The sequence below is a fragment of the Streptomyces sp. NPDC031340 genome, from assembly GCF_055569945.1.
In genome coordinates this window covers 1-21,307 of the sequence record NZ_JBVIIE010000080.1, presented here as the reverse complement: position 1 = coordinate 21,307, position 21,307 = coordinate 1, and the positions used below count along the sequence as shown (strand labels likewise).

Annotated in this window: 20 protein-coding genes; 13 read left to right on the top strand and 7 right to left on the bottom strand. The window is 73.8% G+C overall.

The annotated features are described in order from the left end of the window. The first annotated feature begins 372 nt into the window (after window positions 1-372). From acsA to ACZ5GT_RS37665, 5 genes are read left to right on the top strand one after another with little or no spacing between them, the layout of a single operon-like run. Window positions 373-2,163 (top strand): acetate--CoA ligase, encoded by a 1,791-nt coding sequence (acsA, locus tag ACZ5GT_RS37685; protein ID WP_469035618.1) that lies wholly within the window; start codon window positions 373-375, stop codon window positions 2,161-2,163. Continuing rightward, complete coding sequence (gene pdhA, locus ACZ5GT_RS37680; protein WP_469035616.1) at window positions 2,160-3,290, top strand: pyruvate dehydrogenase (acetyl-transferring) E1 component subunit alpha; 1,131 nt, start codon at window positions 2,160-2,162, stop codon at window positions 3,288-3,290. The genes acsA and pdhA overlap by 4 nt, the downstream gene beginning before the upstream one ends. A gap of 2 nt (window positions 3,291-3,292) precedes the next feature. Next, the gene (locus tag ACZ5GT_RS37675) at window positions 3,293-4,288 is read left to right on the top strand and encodes an alpha-ketoacid dehydrogenase subunit beta (protein WP_469035613.1); all 996 of its coding nucleotides are present in this window, start codon (window positions 3,293-3,295) and stop codon (window positions 4,286-4,288) included. Window positions 4,289-4,290: 2 nt separating this feature from the next. Then, entirely contained in the window at window positions 4,291-5,892 is a 1,602-nt protein-coding gene (locus ACZ5GT_RS37670; RefSeq protein WP_469035611.1) for a 2-oxo acid dehydrogenase subunit E2, read from the top strand. A gap of 1 nt (window position 5,893) precedes the next feature. Next, a complete protein-coding gene (locus ACZ5GT_RS37665; protein WP_469035609.1) occupies window positions 5,894-6,139 on the top strand; it encodes an acyl carrier protein in 246 nt (81 codons plus the stop codon). Between the two features lie 27 nt (window positions 6,140-6,166). On the opposite strand, the gene ACZ5GT_RS37660 is transcribed toward ACZ5GT_RS37665, so the two are convergent. From ACZ5GT_RS37660 to ACZ5GT_RS37650, 3 genes are all read right to left on the bottom strand, one after another. Further along, on the bottom strand, window positions 6,167-7,051 hold the full coding sequence (locus tag ACZ5GT_RS37660; RefSeq protein ID WP_469035608.1) for a universal stress protein: 885 nt from the start codon (window positions 7,049-7,051) through the stop codon (window positions 6,167-6,169). Between the two features lie 85 nt (window positions 7,052-7,136). Beyond that, the gene (locus tag ACZ5GT_RS37655) at window positions 7,137-7,346 is read right to left on the bottom strand and encodes a hypothetical protein (protein ID WP_469035606.1); all 210 of its coding nucleotides are present in this window, start codon (window positions 7,344-7,346) and stop codon (window positions 7,137-7,139) included. 317 nt (window positions 7,347-7,663) lie between these two features. Next, a complete protein-coding gene (locus tag ACZ5GT_RS37650) occupies window positions 7,664-8,197 on the bottom strand; it encodes a DUF5949 family protein (RefSeq protein ID WP_469035604.1) in 534 nt (177 codons plus the stop codon). A gap of 450 nt (window positions 8,198-8,647) precedes the next feature. Between ACZ5GT_RS37650 and ACZ5GT_RS37645 the strand changes: the two genes are divergently transcribed. Both ACZ5GT_RS37645 and ACZ5GT_RS37640 read left to right on the top strand, forming a co-directional pair. Then, a complete protein-coding gene (locus ACZ5GT_RS37645) occupies window positions 8,648-9,847 on the top strand; it encodes a hypothetical protein (RefSeq protein WP_469035601.1) in 1,200 nt (399 codons plus the stop codon). A gap of 16 nt (window positions 9,848-9,863) precedes the next feature. Beyond that, window positions 9,864-10,784: an NAD-dependent epimerase/dehydratase family protein gene (locus ACZ5GT_RS37640; protein ID WP_469035598.1), complete on the top strand. Its 921-nt coding sequence runs from the start codon at window positions 9,864-9,866 to the stop codon at window positions 10,782-10,784. Between the two features lie 68 nt (window positions 10,785-10,852). Here ACZ5GT_RS37640 and ACZ5GT_RS37635 read toward each other — a convergent pair whose 3' ends face one another. Further along, the gene (locus ACZ5GT_RS37635) at window positions 10,853-11,431 is read right to left on the bottom strand and encodes a TetR/AcrR family transcriptional regulator (protein WP_469035596.1); all 579 of its coding nucleotides are present in this window, start codon (window positions 11,429-11,431) and stop codon (window positions 10,853-10,855) included. Between the two features lie 386 nt (window positions 11,432-11,817). On the opposite strand from ACZ5GT_RS37635, the gene ACZ5GT_RS37630 reads away from it, so the two are divergent. Genes ACZ5GT_RS37630 through ACZ5GT_RS37615 form a run of 4 tightly spaced genes read left to right on the top strand, consistent with a single transcriptional unit; the run spans window position 11,818 to window position 16,670 of the window. After that, entirely contained in the window at window positions 11,818-12,420 is a 603-nt protein-coding gene (locus ACZ5GT_RS37630) for a (2Fe-2S)-binding protein (protein ID WP_469035594.1), read from the top strand. Then, entirely contained in the window at window positions 12,417-13,412 is a 996-nt protein-coding gene (locus ACZ5GT_RS37625; RefSeq protein WP_469035592.1) for an FAD binding domain-containing protein, read from the top strand. Before ACZ5GT_RS37630 ends, ACZ5GT_RS37625 begins: the two co-directional genes overlap by 4 nt. Continuing rightward, complete coding sequence (locus ACZ5GT_RS37620; protein WP_469035589.1) at window positions 13,409-15,556, top strand: xanthine dehydrogenase family protein molybdopterin-binding subunit; 2,148 nt, start codon at window positions 13,409-13,411, stop codon at window positions 15,554-15,556. Before ACZ5GT_RS37625 ends, ACZ5GT_RS37620 begins: the two co-directional genes overlap by 4 nt. After that, a complete protein-coding gene (locus ACZ5GT_RS37615; protein ID WP_469035588.1) occupies window positions 15,549-16,670 on the top strand; it encodes an XdhC family protein in 1,122 nt (373 codons plus the stop codon). The genes ACZ5GT_RS37620 and ACZ5GT_RS37615 overlap by 8 nt, the downstream gene beginning before the upstream one ends. 40 nt (window positions 16,671-16,710) lie before the next feature. Here ACZ5GT_RS37615 and ACZ5GT_RS37610 read toward each other — a convergent pair whose 3' ends face one another. Next, window positions 16,711-17,448, bottom strand: a complete 738-nt coding sequence (locus ACZ5GT_RS37610; protein ID WP_469035586.1) for a VWA domain-containing protein — start codon at window positions 17,446-17,448, stop codon at window positions 16,711-16,713. A 593-nt stretch (window positions 17,449-18,041) separates the two neighbouring features. On the opposite strand from ACZ5GT_RS37610, the gene ACZ5GT_RS37605 reads away from it, so the two are divergent. Next, complete coding sequence (locus ACZ5GT_RS37605; protein WP_469035644.1) at window positions 18,042-19,181, top strand: MFS transporter; 1,140 nt, start codon at window positions 18,042-18,044, stop codon at window positions 19,179-19,181. Between the two features lie 54 nt (window positions 19,182-19,235). Here the strand turns inward: ACZ5GT_RS37605 and ACZ5GT_RS37600 are convergent, their stop codons facing one another. Together ACZ5GT_RS37600 and ACZ5GT_RS37595 are read right to left on the bottom strand one after the other, a co-directional pair. Next, window positions 19,236-19,499 carry an SHOCT domain-containing protein gene (locus ACZ5GT_RS37600; protein ID WP_469035585.1) on the bottom strand — a complete coding sequence of 88 codons (264 nt, stop codon included), beginning with the start codon at window positions 19,497-19,499 and terminating at the stop codon, window positions 19,236-19,238. A 186-nt stretch (window positions 19,500-19,685) separates the two neighbouring features. After that, complete coding sequence (locus tag ACZ5GT_RS37595) at window positions 19,686-20,171, bottom strand: VOC family protein (protein WP_469035581.1); 486 nt, start codon at window positions 20,169-20,171, stop codon at window positions 19,686-19,688. Window positions 20,172-20,370: 199 nt separating this feature from the next. Between ACZ5GT_RS37595 and ACZ5GT_RS37590 the strand changes: the two genes are divergently transcribed. Next, a complete protein-coding gene (locus ACZ5GT_RS37590) occupies window positions 20,371-21,153 on the top strand; it encodes a DUF4253 domain-containing protein (protein ID WP_469035579.1) in 783 nt (260 codons plus the stop codon). Window positions 21,154-21,307 lie beyond the last annotated feature (154 nt).

The following is a 21,307-nucleotide window of genomic DNA, read 5'->3' as shown; positions in this document are numbered from 1 at the left end:
CGCCGTCCGTCACCGGCGGAAGCACGCGGACCACAAGGGCTCCACCAGGTCTCTCTCGGCGTCCCCGCGCGCGTGCCTTCTCGGTCTCTTCCGGCTCTTCCGGCGTCCCCGCGCGCGTGCCTTCTCCGGTCCGGCACCACAGGAGCAAGCCCGCCCACCGAAGCCGGCCTCCGGCCGTTCCCCGACCGCTCTGTCCCACCATCGAACGGCGGAGCGGCCCGGTACAGGGCCGAAGGTCCCCGCGGGGGCCGGCGTCCGGCCTTGCCGGGCCGGACGCCGGCGTGGCCCGGTGACCGATCCCTCCGGCCGAGGTGCAGCCGGGGCCGGGCTCGGCGACTCTGGAGACCGGGGGCAGTGGCGGGAGGAGCGCCCATGCACTGGGAAACGATCCACAAGGACACCGCACCGGTCGTCGCTCCGCGTCTCACCGACTACGACCGGACACGCTCCGCGTTCACCTGGTCGCAGGCGCGCACCGCACTGGCCGGACTGCCCGGCGGCGGGCTCAACATGGCCCACGAGGCGGTCGACCGGCACGCGGCCTCGGACCTCTCGGACAAGGCCGCGCTGCGGTGCGTCGCCCGGGACGACACCGTCACCACCGTCACCTACGCGGAACTGGCCCGCCGTACGGCCCGCTTCGCGAACGTCCTGCGCTCGCTCGGCGTCGGCCACGGCGACCGGGTGTTCACCCTGCTCGGCCGCTGCCCCGAGCTCTACACCGCGGTGCTGGGCACGCTGAAGAACACCAGCGTGCTGTGTCCGCTCTTCTCGGCCTTCGGCCCCGACCCGGTGGAACAGCGCCTCAGGCTCGGTGACGCGCGGGTCCTGGTCACCACCGCGGCCCTCTACCGGCGCAAGGTCGCCGAGCGCCGGGCGTCGCTTCCCCGACTCGAACACGTCCTGATCACCGGCCCGGGCGCCGAGGACCTGCCCGGCACCACGTCCTTCGACGACCTGCTGTCCGCCGCCCCGGACACCTTCACCGTCCCGCCGACCTCGCCCGACGACATGGCCCTGCTGCACTTCACGAGCGGTACCACCGGCACCCCCAAGGGCGCCGTCCACGTCCACGAGGCCGTCGTCGCCCATCACGCCACCGCCGCGTACGCGCTCGATCTGCACCCCGAGGACGTGTACTGGTGCACCGCCGACCCCGGCTGGGTCACCGGCATGTCGTACGGGATCGTCGCCCCGCTCGCCCACGGCGTGACGGTGGTCGTGGACGAGGGCGACTACGACGCCCGGCGCTGGTACCGGATCCTCGGCCAGGAGCGGGTAACCGTCTGGTACACGGCCCCCACGGCGCTGCGCATGCTGATGCGCGCCACTCCGCGCCAGGGCCCGTACGACCTGCCGCGTTCCTACGACCTGTCGGCCCTGCGGTTCATCGCCTCCGTCGGCGAGCCGCTCAACCCGGAGGCCGTCGTGTGGGGCCGCGACGTGCTGGGCCTCCCGGTGCACGACAACTGGTGGCAGACCGAGACCGGCTGCATCATGATCGCGAACTTCGCGGCGTGCGAGATACGGCCCGGCTCGATGGGACGGCCGCTGCCCGGCGTCGACGCGACCGTGCTGGAGCAGGGAGAGGACGGCCGGGCGATGGTCGTCGACGGCAGGGTCAGAGAGGTGCGGAAACCCGATGTCGAGGGTGAGCTGGCGCTGCGTCCGGGCTGGCCGTCGATGTTCCGCGGCTACCTGCACGACAAGGAGCGCTACGACGCCGCCTTCGCCGACGGCTGGTACCTGACCGGTGACCTGGTACGCCGGGACGCGGACGGGTGGTACTGGTTCGTGGGGCGGGCCGACGACGTCATCAAGTCGGCCGGGCATCTGATCGGCCCGTTCGAGGTGGAGAGCGCGCTGATGGAACACCCGGCGGTGGCGGAGGCCGGGGTGATCGGACGGCCCGACCCGGTCGCCGGGAACATCGTCAAGGCGTTCGTGTCGCTGCGCCCCGGTGTCGAGCCGACCCCGGACCTGGAACGGGACCTGCTCGCCTTCGGCCGCCGCAAGCTGGGCCCCGCCGTGGCTCCCCGGGAGATCGCGTTCGACCAGAACCTGCCCAAGACCCGCAGCGGGAAGGTGATGCGCCGCCTGCTGCGCGCCCGGGAACTCGGACTGCCCACCGGCGACTTGTCGACCTTGGAGGGACCCTCATGAGTGTGGCCCGCACCCGTGCGCGGACGGACCCGGAGCACCCGAAGCCCGCCGCGCGGTCCGCCGCGAAGCCGGTCGGGGAATCCGGCGCGACGTCCGCCGGCGCGACATCCGCCGTGAAGTCCGCCGCGGACCGGGAGAAGGCGAGGACCGGACACCGCAGGGACCTGCTGGAGGCGATGCTGCGCATCCGGCGCTTCGAGGAACGCTGCGTGGAGCTCTACAGCGCCGCGAAGATCCGCGGTTTCGTCCACCTCTACATCGGCGAGGAGGCCGTGGCCGTCGGCGTCAACGAGGCGCTGACCCCCGAGGACGCGGTCGTCTCCACCTACCGGGAACACGGTCACGCCCTGGCGCGCGGGATCACGGCCGAGGCCCTCATGGCGGAGATGTACGGCCGGACGACCGGCTGCAGCGGCGGCCGGGGCGGATCGATGCACCTGTTCGACGCGAGCCGCCGCTTCTACGGCGGCAGCGCGATCGTCGCCGGCGGGCTTCCGCTCGCCGCGGGACTCGCGCTCGCCGACCGCATGCGGGGACGGGCCGGCGTCACCTGCTGCTTCTTCGGCGACGGCGCCTTCGCCGAGGGCGCGTTCCACGAGACCGCGAACCTGGCGGCCCTGTGGAAGCTGCCGCTGCTGCTGGTCTGCGAGAACAACCTCTACGCCATGGGCACGGCGCTGGCCCGGGAGCACGCGCAGACCGACCTGGCGATGCGCGCCGCCTCCTACGGAATGCCTGCCTGGGCGGTGAACGGCATGGACGTCGAGGCCGTCGAGCAGGCCGCCCGCCGGGCCGTCGAGGGCATCCGGGCCGGCACCGGGCCGCACTTCCTGGAGTTGCGCACCTACCGCTTCCGCGCCCACTCGATGTACGACCCGGACCGCTACCGCGCCAAGGCGGAGGTCGAGCGGTGGAAGGAGCGGGACCCGATCGGTCTGCTCACCGACCGCATGCGGGAGAGTGGCGAACTGGCCGGTGAGCCGGGCGACATGGAACTCTCCCGGATCGAACAGCGGATCGCCGCCGAGATCGACGACGCCGTGGAAGCGGCCGAACACGCCCCCGAGGAACCGGTGGAGAGCCTGCTCCGCCACGTCACCAGTGCCCCGGCACAGACGGCGGGCTGACCATGGGCGGAGGCGGAACGCGGGAGGCGAAGACGACCTACCGGGAGGCGATGCGCGAGGCGCTCCGGGAGGCCCTGCGCACCGACGACCGGGTCTTCCTGATGGGCGAGGACGTGGGACGGTACGGCGGCTGCTTCGGCGTCAGCCTCGGCCTGCTGGAGGAGTTCGGCCCCGAACGCGTCCGCGACACCCCGCTGTCGGAGGCCGCTTTCGTGGGCGCCGGCATCGGTGCCGCGCTGGCCGGGATGCGGCCCGTCGTCGAGATCATGACCGTCAACTTCAGCCTGCTCGCCCTCGACCAGATCCTCAACAACGCCGCCACCCTGCTGCACATGTCGGGCGGCCAGCTGCCGGTGCCCCTGGTCATCCGCATGACCACGGGCGCCGGACGGCAGCTCGCCGCACAGCACTCGCACAGCCTGGAGGGCTGGTACGCGCACATCCCCGGCATCCGCGTCCTCGCCCCCGCCACCCTGGAGGACGCCCGCCACATGCTGGCCCCCGCGCTCGCCGACCCCGACCCGGTACTGATCTTCGAACACGGCAGCCTCTACAACGTCTCCGGCGAACTCCTCCCGCCCACCGCGCCCGTCGACCTCGACCACGCCGCCGTCCGCCGCCCCGGCACCGACATCTCCCTGATCACCTACGGCGGCTGCCTGCCCAAGACCCTCGCGGCGGCGGACGAACTGGCCGCCGAGGGCATCAGCGCCGAAGTGATCGACCTGCGCACGCTCCGCCCCCTCGACGACGCGGCCGTCGTCGCCTCGGTGGCCCGTACCCACCGTGCGGTGGTCATCGACGAGGCATGGCGGACGGGAAGCCTCGCCGCCGAGGTGTCGGCCCGCATCACGGAAGGGGCGTTCTACGAACTGGACGCGCCCGTCGAGCGGGTGTGCAGCGCCGAGGTGCCCATGCCGTACGCCCGGCGGCTGGAGGAGGCCGCCCTGCCGCAGTCCGCCGACATCGTCGCGGCGGCCCACCGGGCGGTGGACTGATCATGGCCGAGTTCACGATGCCCTCCCTCGGCGCGGACATGGACGAGGGCACCCTCCTGGAATGGCTGGTGTCGCCCGGCGACCCGGTCCACCGGGGCGACCCGGTCGCGGTCGTCGAAACCGCCAAGTCGACCATCGAGGTGGAGTGCTTCGAGACCGGGACCATGACGGAGCTGCTCGTCGAGCCCGGCACGACGGTGCCGGTGGGCACGCCGCTGGCGCTGATCGGGCCGACGGCTGAGAAACCCGCGGAAGCGGAGCGCGCGGGAAGGCCGCACAAGCCCAGGAAACCGGCGAAGGCGGCGAAGGCCGGGAGACCCGAGGCCCCCGCGGAAGCCGGGACGGCGGAGGAGCGACGACCGGTCCGTCACGCGCCGAGGAAGGCCGAGCCCGCCGAGGGCGCCGCGCCCGCCGCGCCCTCCGAACCCGCCGCGCCCTCCGAGCCCGTAGCACCCGCCGAGCCCGCCGAGCGCCCGTCCCCGCCGCCCGGACCCGCCGCGCCGGTTCCGGCGCCCGTGCCGGAGCCGATGCCGGTACCGGGGCCGGTGCCGCCCGCCGATCGGCTGCCCGGTCACCTCGAGGCCGGCCCTCTGCTCCGGCATCTCGCGGAACACGGCGACGTCGACCTGGAGACCCTGCACGGCTCCGGCCCCGGGGGGCGCGTCACCCGGACCGACGTCGAGCGGGCGACGGCCGCCCGGGCCGCTCCCCGGGCACCGCGCGTGCGGGCCACCCCGTTCGCCCGGCGGCTCGCCGCCGAACTGGGCGTCGACCTGGCCACGGTGACGGGCACGGGCGGCGGGTCGGCCGTGCGTGCCGCGGACGTACGCCGAGCGGCTCCCGGCCCGGCAACCCCCGGCCCGGCGCCCTCGGCCCCGCCCGCGGGCGCCGAAGCCGTACGCCCCGCCGCGCGCCCTTCCGCACGTCCCGCCGGAGACCGGGCGGCGGCCATGCGGCAGGTGATCGCCGGCCTGATGAGCCGCGCCAACCGGGACATCCCGCACTACTACCTCTCCACGACCGTGGACATGGCCGCGGCGATGGACTGGCTGCGCGAGCGCAACCGGCTACGTCCGGTCGGCGAACGGCTGCTCCCCGCGGCCCTGCTGCTCAAGGCGGCCGCCCTGGCGGCCCGGGAGGTGCCCGAGCTCAACGGCTTCTGGACCGACGACCACTTCACCGCGGGCGAGGACGTCCACCTCGGCGTGGCCGTGTCGCTGCGCGGCGGCGGACTGGTGGCCCCCGCTCTGCACCACGCCGACACTCTCGCGCTCCCGCAGCTGATGACCGCCCTGAAGGACCTGGTGGCCCGGGCCCGTACGGGCAGGCTGCGCGGTTCCGAGGTGTCCGACGCCACGATCACCGTCACCAACCTCGGCGATCAGGGCGTGGAGACGGTCTTCGGCGTGATCTACCCGCCGCAGGTGGCCCTGGTCGGTTTCGGGCGGGTGGTCGACCGGCCGTGCGCCGTCGACGGGCTGCTGGGCGTGCGGCCCGTGGTCACGGCCACCCTCGCGGCCGACCACCGGGCGACGGACGGCGCCATCGGCGCCCACTACCTCACGTCGGTCACCCACCTCCTGCAGAACCCGGAGCAGCTGTGAAATGAACCGAACCGATGCACTGGACATGGTCAGGGAGTCGATCTCCCGCGTCATCCCCGACGCCGACGTCGCCGCCCTGGGCCCTGACGACAGGTTCCGCGAGGTACTGGAGATGGACTCGCTGGACTTCCTGAATTTCGTCGAGGTCCTCAGCGAGCGGTCCGGCGTGCGCATCGAGGACGAGGACACGCCCCGGCTCGCCACGCTGTCCGGCAGCGCCGACTTCCTCGTCGCCCGGACGGAGTGACGGGCGGCGCCGGCCGGAGCCGCGGGGTCACCGCTGCCGTGTGTGGGGGACGGTGATGACCGGGCAGCGCGCGTGGTGCAGCACGCCCTGGCTTACGGAGCCCAGCAGCATGCCGGTGAAGCCACCGTGCCCGCGGGTGCCCACGACCAGGCCGAGGGCGTGCTCGGCCGCCTGGGCCAGGACCTGCACCGGGTGGCCGTGGACGAGCTCGTGACGCAGTTCCACCTCGGGATGGGCGGCGGTGCGCCCGGCCACCGTCTCCGACAGCAGCCGACGGCACTCCTCTACGGCCGCGTCCTCGTCCAGGACACCGAGCCGCGGCGGGTGCCACACGTACAGGGCCCGCAGGACCGCGCCGCGCAGGCCGGCCTCCTCGAAGGCGAAGTCGACGGCGGCCGCGGACTGGGGACTCCCGTCGACCCCGACCACGAAGTACGGCGGCTCCTGGGTGACGTGCTCCCCCTCGGGCACGACCACCACGGGGCAGGGGGCCTGGGCGATGAGCGGCAGGGCGACCGCGGTGGAGGCGAACAGCTCGTGCAGGGCACTCAGGTGCCAGGAACCCAGTACCACCATGGTGGCGTGCTGGGCCTGCTCGCGCAGCACCCACGCGGGATGTCCCTCCGCCAGCAGCCCGGTCACCCGCAGTCGCGGATGCCGGGACTCGGCGAAGGCCACCGCCTCGTGCAGCGCGCGGTCCCCCGTCGCGTGCAGGGCCGTGTTCCACTCCTCCCAGGACGGCAGCCCGCCGCTCGGCCGGTACCCGGGGGTCGGTACGTTCTGCGCGAGGACCAGCAGCAGGGGCAGGTGCCGTCGGGCCGCCTCGTCGGCGGCCCAGGCGAGCGCGACGCGTCTGCCGGGATCGGGGTCGAGGCCGGCCACGATCGGTTCACGTCCTGGTGCGTGCGTCATTGCGACTCCCGGTGGTCCGGCGCTTCGGGGCGGCGGCTCGCAGGCCCTGGGGCCGGGGCGGCTGCGGTCCCTGAGGTCGGGGCGGCTACAGGCCCTGGGAGAGCAGGAGTTCGTGGGCGAACCGGGCGCCGCGTGCGGCTTCCTCGGGCGCCACTTCCTGGGAGGGCACGTTCTCCAGGCCACGGGCGAGTACCCGTACGGCCTCGGCCAGGGTCGCGACCTGTGCTTCCAGTCGGCTCAGCCGGGCCTCCGGTCCGAGCGGGGCGTTGGGTTCTCCAGGCTGGTTCTGAGTCATTCGCTCTTCCTTTCGAGGTGGTGACGGGCCCGGTCGGCGCTCGGCGGGGCGATCGTGGCCGGCCGGCCACATGTGCCGGCCTCTTCCGGTCCCGGCGAGGTGTCGCTCGATGCCGGGTGCCCCTCGTGCTCCGCCCGTGCCGCTCGGCCCGTGCGTGCGCGGGTGCGGGGTGTGAGCAGCCGGTGGCCGTCGTCACCCGGCTCCGGCCGCACCGCTCCGGTCGCCCCGGCAGGGCGTGCCTGCCGGTCACCGCTCATAGCCAGTAAACAACGGCCGGCCGATGCCCGCAGCGAACGGAACCGCCCCCGGGCCGGCGGTCAGCCGCGCAGGCCGCGCGCCGGCAGGATGACCCGCGCCGACGCCTTCAGGGTCTCCTCGGCGTTGGCGAAGGCCGCCAGGGTCCGGTAGTCACTCGGATCCCCGCCGGTCCACGGGCGCGTGGTGAAGACCAGGCAGGCGATCCCGTGCTTCTCGGCCGCGGCCGACCACCCCTCCGGCGGCACGAACTGGATGGTGATGTGCGGCACGGTGAAGACGGCCGACCCGGGCACCACGAGCAGGCTGACCGGCAGGTCCGATCGCCGGGTCGCGTCGACGACGTCGCCGCCCACGGTGAGTCCGGCGCTCAGCAGGAGCTGCTCGACGGCGGCCGACGTGGTGCCCGCGCCGTCCGTGTCGTCGCCGTGGCTCTCCTCGCCCTCGTGGCTCCGGCGGGCCCCGTGTTTCCCGAGGGAGCAGGCGAGGAGGTAGGGCAGGTCACCTCGCTCGGTCGGGCGGTTCCAGGCCATGACGACGATCTTGCCGAGATCGGAGGTGCGCAGGGACGGCGTCGCACGTGGGGTTGTGGTCACGGCGGGAATCTATCGACGCGGCGGCTGCCTCCGACCCGGCTGTCACCCCAATGGCCGACGCTCCCGCGGCCCGGGTCACACGAACGAGAAGGGGATGCCGTTGACGGGCCACCCGCGTCACCCGGGTCGGCCCTTCGCCGCTGAACCCGCTGAGCCGCTGACGGCCGACACCGGTCTGATCGGCACGTACGCCCTTGCGCCCGCGGCGTCGCCGTCCGCGCCCCAGCCCTGACGAGCCGCGGCCGGCCCGCCGGCCGTGCTCGATCCGCCGGACAGGCCTCTTGGTCCGCGACTGAACCCGGCACCACCGGAGCCGCCGCCGGACCACCCGCACGGGTGGCGGGCGGCGCCGGCGCGTCCCCCGCCTGGCCCCGCGCGCGGCCCGGAGATGCCGCCGGGGGGTATGTACCTCCCCGACGTCGATGACGCTCGCAACCCAGGAGTCCCTTCATGCCGACCCCCCGCACCAGACACCCAGGTGCCGCGACCCGCCGCAGAACCCGTCTCCGGCCCGCGCTGAGCGGCGCCGTCTGCCTGCTCGCCCTCGCCGGCACCGCGCTGAGCACGGCCCCGCCCTCCACCGCCGCCCCCCGCACCGGCAGACCCGGCACCGGTGCGCCGCCAGGCCCCGGCGCGTCCCGGCAGTCCTGGCGCGTGGACCTCTCGGCACTCGACGCCGACGGCTTCAACGTCCGCTACAGCGGCGGCGCGCTGGGCGTGCGCGACCGTTCCCTCAGTCCCGCGTCGCTGGGCCGGGACCGCGGATACGCCTCCGCCGTACTGCGGGCGCATCACCTCGACCGCCCGGTGAACCGGGTCACGGTGGACCTGGACGCCGCCGTCCCGGCCGGCGCGAGCGTGGTGGTCGACGTCCGCGGCCGGGGCGTCGACGGCGTCTGGTCCGAATGGCGGCAGACGACCGCGGGCACCCCGGCCCGACTGCCCCGCCGGGTCGGCGACGTGCAGGCCCGGCTGACGCTGTGGAGCACCGCGGCCGGCGCCGAGCCCCTCGTCCGCCGTCTGACGCTGACCGCGGACGACACCGGTGCCCCGCCCGCCGAGCCCGCGGCCTCCGCCTTCTCGGCCCGCGTCTACGCCACCCGCGAGGGACTGGTCGGCCGCACGACCGCCAACGGGCACGTCATCACCAGCGACGACCACTTCGTCGCCCTGCCCTCACGGCGCGCCCTGTCGCCCAAGGGCAGCGGCCAGTACTCGGTGCAGGTGTGCGGGCCGGCGCGCTGCGAGACGGCGCCCGTGTGGGACGTCGGCCCCTGGAACACGCACGACGACCACTGGAACCCCTCCGCGCAGCGCGAGCACTGGAGCGACCTGGCCCGCGGCCTGCCCGAGGCGCAGGCGGCCCACCAGGACGGTTACAACGGCGGAGAGGACGAGTTCGGCCGCCGGGTCGCCAACCCGGCCGGCATCGACCTGGCCGACGGCACCTTCTACAACGTCGGCCTGGACGACAACGGCTGGGTGACCGTCACCTACCTGTGGACCGAGGGCGGCGACACCAAGTCCCTCCCGTCCTGGGGCACGGACGGCACGATCCCCCGTGCGTGCCGAGTCATGCCCGCGTGTCACAGACAGGCGGGCCGTGTCGTCCAGGAGAGGAAGGCAGAGACGTTCACGTCGGGAAGGTGATGATCATCGCGTTTTCGTGGCGGGCGGGACCGGGGTGCTGGGGCGGCGGCTGGTGCCGCAGCTCCTGGCGCGCGGCCACCGGGTGACGGCCACCACCACGACCGCGGACAAGCTGTGCCTGCTGCGGGGGCTGGGCGCGGACGCGGTGGTGATGGACGGGCTGGACGCGGCGTCGGTGGGGGGAGCGGTGGCCGAGGCCCGGCCGGAGGTGATCGTGCACCAGATGACCGCGATCTCCCGGACGCACGCCGGAAGGCCCGACATCAAGCACCCGGACCGGTGGTTCGCGCGCACCAACCGGCTGCGCAGGGAGGGCACCGACCACCTGCTGGCAGCGGCCGAGGCGGCCGGGGTGTCCCACGTCGTCGCGCAGGGCTACGCCTCCTGGAACGGCATCCGCGAGGGCGGATGGGTGAAGACCGAGGAGAACCCGTTGGACATGCTGGAGGGCACCGCGGCCCAGGCGGGCCTGGAGGCGCTGCGGTACGCCGAGGAAGCGGTCCTGCGGGCCGGAGGCGCGTTCCTGCGCTACGGCGCGTTCTACGGCCCGGGCGCCATCGACGACCAGGTCGAACTGATCCGCAAGCGGCAGTACCCGCTCGTCGGGCGGGGCACCGGCCACAGCTCGTGGGTGCACCTCGACGACGCGGCGAGCGCCACGGTCCTGGCGGTGGAGCGGAAGGCCAGGGGCGTGTTCAACGTCGTCGACGACGAACCGGCCCCGGCGAGCGAGTGGCTGCCCCACCTGGCGGCGTGCGCGGGGGCGAAGCGGCCGATGCGGGTCCCGGTGTGGCTGGCCCGGCTGCTGGCCGGCGACCAGGCGGTGGTGATGACGACCGAGGGACGCAGCTTCTCCAACGCCAAGGCCAAGCGCGAACTCGGCTGGCAGCCGCGTCATCCGTCGTGGCGGACGGGCTTCCAGGCGGAACTGGCATGACCCGGCGCAGTGCGTGGAACGTACCGCGGCGCCGCACCGGTCGCCGGACTCCGCGCGTCCGCGGGGGGTCAGGGGCGCGGCGCTCCGGCGCGCAGGCCGTCCATGACGAGGTCGAGGAGGCGGGCTGCGCGTGGCCGCCAGTCGTCGGAGGGGCTGATCTGCCACAGCCCGGCGATGGCGAGGAGGAAGTCGTCCGATGTCACGCCGGGGCGGATGGTGCCGGCTTCCTCGTTGGCGCGCAGGAGGAGTTCGGCTGCCTCGGTGACGGGGGTGGGAGCCGGTTTGGCGGGGCCTCCCGGGGTGCTGGTGGCGAGGCGGATCGCGTCGGCCAGGCCGGCCTTGGCCATGGCGAATTCGGCCAGCCGGTCCATCCAGGTGCGCAGAGCCTGCTGCGGGGGCAGCGCCTGGAGCAGTGGGGCCGCGCTGTCGGCGACCTGCCGCATCTCGTGGCGGTAGAGCTCCAGGACGAGGGTCTCGCGGTTGGGGAAGTTGCGGTAGAACGTCCCCTGGCCGACGCCGGCCTTCTTGGCGATCGCGCTGAGGGGTACGTCCGGACGTCGCGTCAGTTCGGCCAGGGCGACATCGAGGATGCGCTCGCGGTTGCGCTGCGCGTCCGAGCGCAGGGGCGCGTCGTTGTGGTGCTGCACTCGTCACTCCTCGCGGGTTCGTGACCAAACCCGGTCCTTGCTAACCGGACAGTTGTCCGTTACGTTTCTGTCGAGCGGACGGTTGTCCGGTTGGGCTCACCATAGCCGTGGCCGCGACCGTACGGCAGTCCGTGCACGCCGCCGCCCACCGGTACGCACCGGTGCGCATCACCCGCGGTGGCAACCCCACTTCAGCCTCGGCGCCCCACCGCGCCCACGACGCACCTCCCGGCAGCCGCACGACCCGCTGCCGGTCCCGTCCGGCCCGACCGCGCACGCCTCACCGCGTGGCACCACTCACCATCACGCATCCGTATTCACCCGTACACATATGCATGTACCTGTACATATCTGTACGCATCTGTAAACATCGAAAGAAGTCGCTCATGGCCTTATCGACGTCCAGCGTCATCACCCTGCACGTCAACGGCGAGAAGTACACGCTGCCCGTCGACCACCGCACCACCCTCCTCGACGCGCTGCGCGAGCGTCTCGAACTGACCGGCACCAAGAAGGGCTGCGACCAGGGCCAGTGCGGTGCCTGCACGGTTCTGGTCGACGGCCGCCGGACCGTGGCCTGCCTGCAGTTCGCGGTCGCCGCCGAGGGCCGCGACATCACCACCATCGAGGGTGTGGCGGACGGTGATCGGCTCCACCCGGTGCAGCAGGCCTTCCTCGACCTGGACGGCTACCAGTGCGGCTACTGCACCCCCGGACAGATCTGCTCGGCGATCGGCGTCCTGGCCGAACACGCCGCCGGGTGGCCGAGCGCCGCCACGGACGACGTACGGCCCGAGGCGGGCCCACCCCCGCTGAGCACCGAGGAGATCCGCGAGCGGATGAGCGGAAACCTGTGCCGGTGCGCCGCGTACGCCTCGATCGTCGACGCCGTCACGCAGGCCGCCGGGGCGCGGACCGCGTCCCGGCCGGACGCCGAGCCGGACACCGGACCGAACGCCGGACCGAACGCCGAGGAGGCTGCCGCATGAAGGAGTTCGCCTACCACAAGGCTTCCGACGTGTCGGACGCCGTCGCCCTGCTCGACGCCGATCCGCAAGCGCGCTTCCTCGCCGGCGGGACCAACCTGGTCGACCTGATGAAGAGCGGCATCGAGCGGCCCGCCCGGCTCGTGGACGTACGGCAACTCCCCCTGGACCGCGTCGAGCCGACCCCGGAGGGCGGGCTGCGCATCGGCGCGACCGTCACGAACAGCGACCTCGCCGCCCATCCGGACGTCCGCAGCCGGTACCCGGTGCTGGCACAGGCGGTCCTCGCCGGCGCCTCCGGCCAACTGCGCAACATGGCCACCGTCGGCGGCAACCTCCTGCAGCGCACTCGCTGCGCCTACTTCACCGACCTGACCAAGCCGTGCAACAAACGCGCTCCCGGCAGCGGCTGCCCCGCCGTCCAGGGCGAACACCACAACCACGCCGTCCTGGGCGCCTCCGACCACTGCGTGGCCGTGCACCCCTCCGACATGGCCGTCGCCCTGGCCGCCCTCGACGCGGTGGTGCACTACGAAACCGCCGACGGGCCGGGCGAGTTGCCGATCGGCTGGTTCTACCTGCCCGTCGCACGGACCCCGCACCGCGAGACGGCCCTGCCGGCCGGCGCGCTGATCACCCACGTCAGCCTGCCACCGGTCCCGGCCGCCGCCCGCTCCCGCTACCGCAAGGTGCGCGAGCGCGCCTCGTACGCCTTCGCCACCGGCTCGATCGCCGCGGCGCTCGACGTCCGCGACGGCGTCGTGCACGACGTGCGCCTGGCCTTCGGCGCGGTCGCCTCCCGCCCCTGGCGGGCCCGCGCGGCCGAACGCGTCCTGACCGGCGCGAGCGCCGACGCCGAGACCTTCGCGGCCGCCGCGGACGCCGAACTCGCGGCAGCCCGGCCGCTGCCGCACAACGGATACAAGGTGACCCTGATGCGCAACCTGACGGTGGCCGTGCTGAGCGGACTGCTCGAGGAGGACGCCACCCGATGACCACCACCGACACCGACACCGGCAACACCGGCACCACCACCGCGGCGGTCCGCGCCGTCGGTACCGCACACGTCCGTGTGGAAGGCCGCGACAAAGTCACCGGAACGGCCCGCTACGCGGGAGAGGTCCCCTTCGCCGGCCTCGCTCACGGCTGGCTGGCGCTGTCCACCGTCGCACGCGGCCGCATCCGGGCCGTCGACACCGACGCCGTCCTCGCGATGCCGGGCGTCCTGACCGTCCTCCACCACGGCAACGCCCCGCACCTGGAGACCGACTACGTCGGCGTGCTGGGCACCCGGCCCGACCCGACCTGCGCCGTCTTCCAGCACGACCGGGTGCCCCACCTGGGCTGGCCGGTCGCACTGGTCGTCGCGGAAACCCCGGAACAGGCGCGCGAGGCCGCCGAGTCGCTCGTCGTCCACTACGAACCCCAGCCCCACGACGTCGACTTCACCGCCGGGCACCCGGACGCCTACCCGCTGGACGGCCACCTGCCGGCCGTCACCGACAAGGGCGACCTGGAGGCCGAACTCGCCGCCTCCGCGGTCGTGCTGGACGCCGAGTACACCACGCCGGAAGAACACCACCACCCCATGGAGCCCCACGCCGCCACCGCCCGCTGGGCCGACGGCGTCCTGGAGCTGACCGACTCCAACCAGGGCGCCACCTGGGTGGTCAGCGAGCTCGCGAACCTCTTCTCCCTCGACCCGGCGTCGCTGCGGGTGCGCTCGGAACACGTCGGCGGCGGCTTCGGCAGCAAGGGCGTACGCGCCCACCAGGTGGCCGCCGTGATGGCCGCCACCGCCCTCCAGCGTCCGGTACGCGTCGTGCTGACCCGCCGTCAGATGTTCACGCTGGCCGGCCACCGCAGCCCCACCGTCCAGCGGATCAGGCTCGGCGCCGACGCCGACGGACGCCTGCGCGCCCTTGACCACCGCTCCCTCAGCCGGACGTCGACCGTGTACGAGTTCGTCGAACCGAGCGCGGGGGTCGCGCGGGCGATGTACGACGCCGACGCCCACCACACCGAGAACCGGGTCGTCCGGCTCGACGTCCCCAGCCCGACGTGGATGCGCGCACCGGGCGAGGCGCCGGGTTCCTTCGCCCTGGAGGCCGCGCTCGACGAACTCGCCGAGCGGTGCGGCATCGACCCCATCGAACTGCGCCTGCGCAACGAACCGGACAAGGGCCCGGTCTCCGGCCTCCCCTTCGCCGGCCGCAACCTGCGGGCCTGCTTCGAGGAAGGCGCCCGCCGCTTCGGCTGGGCCGGACGTGATCCGCGGCCCGGCGTGCGGCGCGACGGACGCTGGCTGCTCGGCACCGGCACCGCCGCCGCGTCCTTCCCGGCCGGCGCCGGCCCGTCGACCGCGACGATCACCGCCGAGGCCGACGGCCGTTTCACCGTGCGCATCGGCGCGGCCGACATCGGCACCGGAGCCCGCACCGCCCTCACCCTGGTCGCTGCGGACGCCCTCGACGTCCCGCCCGACCGCATCCGGGTGCGGATCGGCGACAGCGCGTTCGGCCCCGCGATGATCGCCGGCGGCTCCATGGGCACCCGCTCCTGGGCCTGGGCCGTCACCGCCGCCGCCCGTGACCTGCGCGAACGGCTGGTCCCGGGCATGGAGATCCCCGCGCGGGGCATCACCGTACGGTCCGACACCACCGAAGCCGTCGCCGCGCTGGCCCAGAAGGAACGCCACTCCTTCGGCGCGCAGTTCGCCGAGGTGGCCGTCGACCCGGCGACCGGCGAGGTCCGCGTGCGGCGCATGCTCGGCGTCTTCGCGGCCGGCCGCATCGTCAACCCCCTGACCGCGCGCGGCCAACTCACCGGCGGCATGATCTGGGGCATCTCCATGGCCCTGCACGAGGAAGCGGCCCGCGACCCGTTCTTCGGCGGACCGGTCGGCGCCGACCTGGCGGGCTACCACGTGGCCACGCACGCCGACGTCCCGCACATCGAGGCGGACTGGGTGGACGACCCCGACCCCGACGACCCCGTCGGCATCAAGGGCATCGGCGAGGTCGGCATCGTCGGTGCCGCGGCCGCCGTCGCCAACGCCGTCTGGCACGCGACCGGGGTACGCCACCGCGGCCTGCCCATCCGCCCCGACCGGGTCCTGACGGCAGGCCGCGGTGCTTGACCTCGTACCGGAGCTGAACCGCTGGCTGGCGGAGGACCGCCGGGCCGCCGTCGCCACCGTCGTGAACGTCGGCGGGAGCGCACCGCGCGGGCCCGGCGCCGCCCTCGCCGTCGACACCGAGGGAACCGTCATCGGTTCGGTGTCCGGAGGCTGCGTCGAGGCCGCGGTCTACGACCTGTGCGCCCAGGCACTGGACAGCGGCCACAGTGTGCTCGAACGGTTCGGCTACAGCGACGAGGACGCCTTCGCCGTGGGGCTGACCTGCGGCGGAGTCCTCGACATCCTGGTCACGCCGCTGCCCGGGGACGGGCCCCGCCGGGAGGTGCTGCGCACCGCCCTGGACCTCGCGGCCAAGGGCGAGCCGGTGGCCCTGGCGCGTGTCGTACGAGGGCCGGCGGCGCTCCTCGGCGCCACCCTGCTCGTGCACGCCGACGGCTCCTTCGACGGCGGGTTCGGCGGCCGGCCGGAGCTGGACCGCACGGCCGCGGCCGAGGCCCTGGCCGCGCTCGACGCGGGCCGCACCGGCACCGTCGAACTGTCGGAGGACGGCTCGCACTGCCCCGGCGGCCTCACCCTGCTCGTCGAATCGAGCGTGCCGCCGCCCCGGATGATCGTCTTCGGCGCGGTCGACTTCGCCGCGGCGCTGGTCGCCATGGGCAAGTTCCTCGGCTATCGCGTCACCGTGTGCGACGCGCGCCCCGTCTTCACCACCCGGGAGCGCTTCCCCGAGGCCGACGACGTCGTCGTGGAATGGCCGCACCGCTATCTGCGGCACACCACGACCGACGCGCGCACCGTCCTGTGCGTGCTCACCCATGACGCCAAGTTCGACATCCCGCTGCTGGAGATCGCGCTGCGGCTGCCGGTCGCGTTCGTGGGCGCGATGGGCTCCCGCCGCACCCACGAAGACCGGAACCGGCGACTGCGGGCAGCCGGCCTGTCGGAGGCCGACCTGGCCCGGCTGAGCTCACCCATCGGCCTCGACCTGGGAGGACGCACCCCCGAGGAGACCGCCCTGTCGATCGCGGCGGAGATCGTCGCGGCCCGGCGCGGCGGGACCGGCGTCCCCCTGACCGGCTCCGGCGGCCCGATCCACCGCGACGGCGTCCGCTGAGGGCGCCTTCGGGCCCCGACCGCCGGGCGTCAGCGCGCGTTCACCGGAGGATCCAGGCGGCGCGGGCGGCCGACAGCCAGCTGGGGAACTCGCCCAGCAGCCGGTCGTACAGGAGCCGGTCGCTGACGCCGCGGGGGTCCTTCCCCGCGTGGAAGAAACCGGCGTTGTCGACCACGCGCCGGGCGGGGACGGCCAGTTCGTCGAGACGCCGGAGGAAGGCGAACTCGTTGTCCTCCGGGTCCCCGAAACCGACGAACTGCCAGAACATCGGCAGGCGGGCGGCCTTGCACAGGTAGCGTTCGGCGGCGAACCTGCTGGTGGGCCCGCCGTCGGTCTGGAAGACGACCAGGGCGGGGCAGCGGCTGCCCGAGGCCAGGTAGTGGTCGACGACGGCGTCCATCGCCCAGTGGTAGTTCGTCCGTCCCATGTGGCCCAGCGTCCGGTGGAGTTCGTCGATCCGGCCCTGGTGGCCGCCGAGTTCCAGGTCGGCGACACCGTCGACATCGGTGGAGAAGAACACGACGGGGACCCGGCCGTCGTCGTCGAAGTGCGCGGCCAGCGTCAGCACCTGCTCCGCCAGGTGCTGTGCCGTCCCGTCCTTGTAGAACGGGTTCATGGACCTCGAGCGGTCCAGGACGAGGTAGACCGCGGCCCGCGCCCCGGACAGACCGTGCTCACGTACGCTGTCGCCGGCCGTCTTGTACAGGTTCACCAGGTCAGGGGCCGTGTCCCGCACCTTGGACAGGCTGATCGCGGCGCCGTGTTCCTTGCTGTTCACGGTGAGGGTTTCCTTCCGGCCGGGTCCCGGGCCTGGCCGGGCTCGTCCGGGGCGCGGGCTCGGCCGACAGGTCCGCTGTCGCGGGACAGGGCGTCATCATGCACCATGACGCGCGGACGCCAGCCTTCGCGGTCAGGGGGCCGAGTCGGCGCGGGGCCGGTACGGGGCCGGCGCGGGGTCAGTCGGGGCTGAAGCGGTAGCCGATGCCGGGTTCGGTGATGAGGTGGCGGGGCCTGGATGGCTCAGCAGCCAACACCGCGGCCAGGCGGACCCCGGAATCCTGGCGCCTTCTTACGCCCCTGGCAGCGGTCTTCACTCGGTCTTGGCGCGAGACGCGCCTGCGCGTCCTCTCGGGGTGGCTTCCGCTCGGCTCCCCGCCGGTGCGGCACGGGCTACATTCTCCGGTGTGCGCGATACGGAAACGGTGAGTCGGCCGGGCGGGCCGACGGCCGGGCGATGACCCTCGCCGCGTGTGGACGCGGCGCCGAGTCCACACGTGTTCGCGGCCCCGCACGGCGCCGCGCAGGACGAGCGACGAACCGGGACGGGCGATGAACCAGGCGGCCGAGGCGCGGTCCGTGCCGGGTCGGCGGATGTGGCCGCTGTACGCGGCCGGGTTCACCACGGCCTTCGGCGCGCACGGCGTCGCCGCGAGCCTGGGCGGCGCCGCCACCGGCGCGGTGACCTCGCTGCTGGTCCTGGGCGGGCTGCTCGCCCTCTACGACGGTGCCGAGGTCGTCCTCAAGCCGGTGTTCGGCACCCTCGCCGACCGGATCGGCGCCCGCCCGGTACTGCTCGGCGGACTGGCCGCCTTCGCCGCCGCGTCGGCGCTCTACGCCGTCGCCGGCAGCCCCGGCTGGCTGTGGGCCGCCCGCCTCGGTCAGGGGGCCGCGGCCTCGGCGTTCTCGCCGTCGGCCTCCGCCCTGGTCGCCCGCCTCAACCCGGCGGCCAAGCAGGGCCGGGCGTTTGGCGGTTACGGCTTCTACAAGTCGGTCGGCTACACGTCGGGCCCGCTGCTCGGCGGGGTCCTGGTGTGGGCTGGCGGACTGCGGCTGCTGTTCGCCGTCCTGGCGGTGCTGGGCGCGGCGGTCGCTGTCTGGGCCGCGGTCGCCGTCCCCGCCGTACCTCCGCTGCCGAAGGCCCGGCAGACGGTGCTGGACCTGGCCCGGCGGCTGGCCGAGCCGGCGTTCCTCGCCCCGACGTCCGCACTGGCCGCGGCGACCGCGGCCCTGTCGGTCGGGGTGGGGTTCCTGCCGGTGTCCGGCCGGGCGGCCGGTCTCGGCACGGTGGCCACCGGTGTCGCGGTGTCGGTGCTGGCCGCCTGCGCGGCGGTCGTCCAGCCGAGAGCGGGGCGCGCTCTCGACGAGGGGCGCCTCACCGCCGGCACCGGCATGACGGCGGGCCTGCTGCTGACCGCCGCCGGCCTGGGCTGCGCGATGCTGCCCGGCCTGGCCGGCGTGCTGTCGGCGGCCGTGCTGATCGGCGTCGGCACCGGTCTGATCACCCCGCTGGGCTTCGCGGTCCTGGCCGCCTACACCCCGCGGGAACGCCTGGGCCAGACCATGGGCGCCGCCGAACTCGGCCGCGAACTCGGTGACGCGGGCGGCCCGCTGCTGGTGGCGGCCGTCGCCGCACCGACCACGCTCACCCACGGCTTCGCGGCCCTCGCCGCCCTGCTCGCCCTCGCCCCGGCCGTCGCCCTCGCCCGCCGTCGTCTCGCGCCGGACCGGTGAGTCCGGGGCGGGCGCGGTCGTCGGACCCCGTGGGACCAGTGCGGCCGAGCGGGTTCAGGATTTGGCGGCGGGCCCGGTGTGCAGCGCGTCGAGGCGGCGCCGGTACTCGTCCTCGTCGATCTCCCCGCGGGCCAGCCGTTCCTTGAGGATGTCCTCCGCGGAGGGCGTGGACGGGGTGCGGGTGTGCTCCTGCGGGCTGTTCAGGGTGCGGAAGAGGAGCACCGCGACCGTGATGATGAGCACCCAGAACAGGATCATGCCGGCCGACATCGCGAACCAGCCCCAGCCGCTGACGTCGTGGCCGTACCAGAACATCATCGCCACTCACCTGCTTCGGCTTCGTACCGTGGCCGGGTACGGCGAACGCACCCAGTGACTTCTTGCCTTCACCTCCATCATCCCCCTGCTCGCCGCGGCGGTATGGGGCCGTACGGTTCCATACCGACGGGCCGACCAGCCCCTACCGGGCAGGGGTATCCGGAAGCGGGCGGCTACGACGCTCGGTCACCCGGCGGCGGCCAGGCGGCGTCGAAGCTCCTCCTCCGGGACGTCCTCCAGGTGGGTCAGGAACACCCACAGGTGACCGAACGGATCCTTGAGGATGACGGTGCGGTCGCCGTGGAACATGTCCTTCGGCGGCTGGACGATCTCGGCGCCGGCGGCTTCCGCGCGCTCCGCCAGGGCGTCCACGTCCGGCACGAAGACATGCAGCGTGACGGACGTCCCTCCGCCGAGCGCGGCCGGCGCGGCGAAGGAGGCGGCCTCCGCCTCCTCCACGCTGCCGTCACCCAGCATCAGGACGGACCGGCCGATGGAGATCTCGGCGTGCAGGATCCCGCCGCCCGGGGCGTCGACCCTGAAGTCCTCACGGGCGCCGAACGCCCGCCGGTAGAAGTCGATCGCCGCGGCGGCGTCGTCGACCATGATGTGCGGGATCACGGCGTACCGGTAGCGGTCGGGAATCTCGACCTGGGCTGCCTGCTCGGTCACAGCGAACCTCCTCGAAAGGCACCGCCGGACGGTTCCCGCGGCCCTGGAAGGAACCTAGAAGCTCAAGCTTGGTCGAGGTCAAGCGTCGATATGCCGCGCTTACGCGCCGGCCGTCACCCGCCTTCACCCAGGGCAGGGAGAAAGCGTCCTGCGGGGTCACGGTGACGGCGATGTCAGTGGCGCGGTCTACGGTGCGTCCATGTGCTCCGCGTTGCCCGATGGTCTGCCTGCCGGCCGGTTCCTGTCCCGCGGTCCGGTCCGTGCGTGGGTCTCGGACGAGTTCCCCGACGACGAGCGGCTGTGGGCCCGCCTGCTGAGCCGGCGGAAGGCCCATGGTCTCGTTCCGCTCCTCTGCCGGCCGGATGTCCTCGGGAAGCCGTTGAGTCCCGAACAGGTCGATGGTGTCGGCCTGGAGGAGAGGCTGGCCGCGGACTTCACCGAATACCGCCGCAAGAGGCTGCCGTGGTGGACGGATCCGACTCCCGTTCCGGCACCGGAAGGAATCGAGCCGTGGCCGCACGACCCCGGGCCGCCCTTCGAGCGGTGGCCGGGCCTGGCACCGGGGACGCCGGTCCCGCCCGGGGGCCTCATCCCGGAGGCGGCCGCGTCGACGACGCTCGCCGAACTCGTCGCGGAGGGCTCCTACGAGCTGAGCGAGTGTCGCCTCGTTCTCGTGCCCGCCGCACGTGGCAGCGACGCCCTGGCGTCGCTCGGCTGGACGGCGGACGTACCGCTCCCGCTGCTGTGTGCGCTGCTGCGGAGCTGGGAGGACCGCTTCGGCGCGGAGATCGTGGCGGTGTTCGGCAGCGAACTGCACGTCTCGGTCGCGCGCCCTCCTCTCGACGCGGAACAGGCGAATCTGCTCGCGCTGGAACACGTGCTGTCGACCGCGGACAACATCGTCGACGACCCGCCCACCCCGTTCCCCGAGTACGCGGCGGACCTTGTGGGGCGCGCCCACTGGTCGTTCTGGTGGGACTAGCGGTTCCCGGCAGGTTCTGGTGGCCGGGAGGTCCGCTACGACAAGTGGGGGCTCCCCGGCGCCGGGGAGCCCCCACTTGTCGTAGCCCGTCGGACGTCCGGTCCTGCTCTCGTAGGCGGCGGGGCCGGAGGGGGAAGAGGGTACGAGTTCGGCG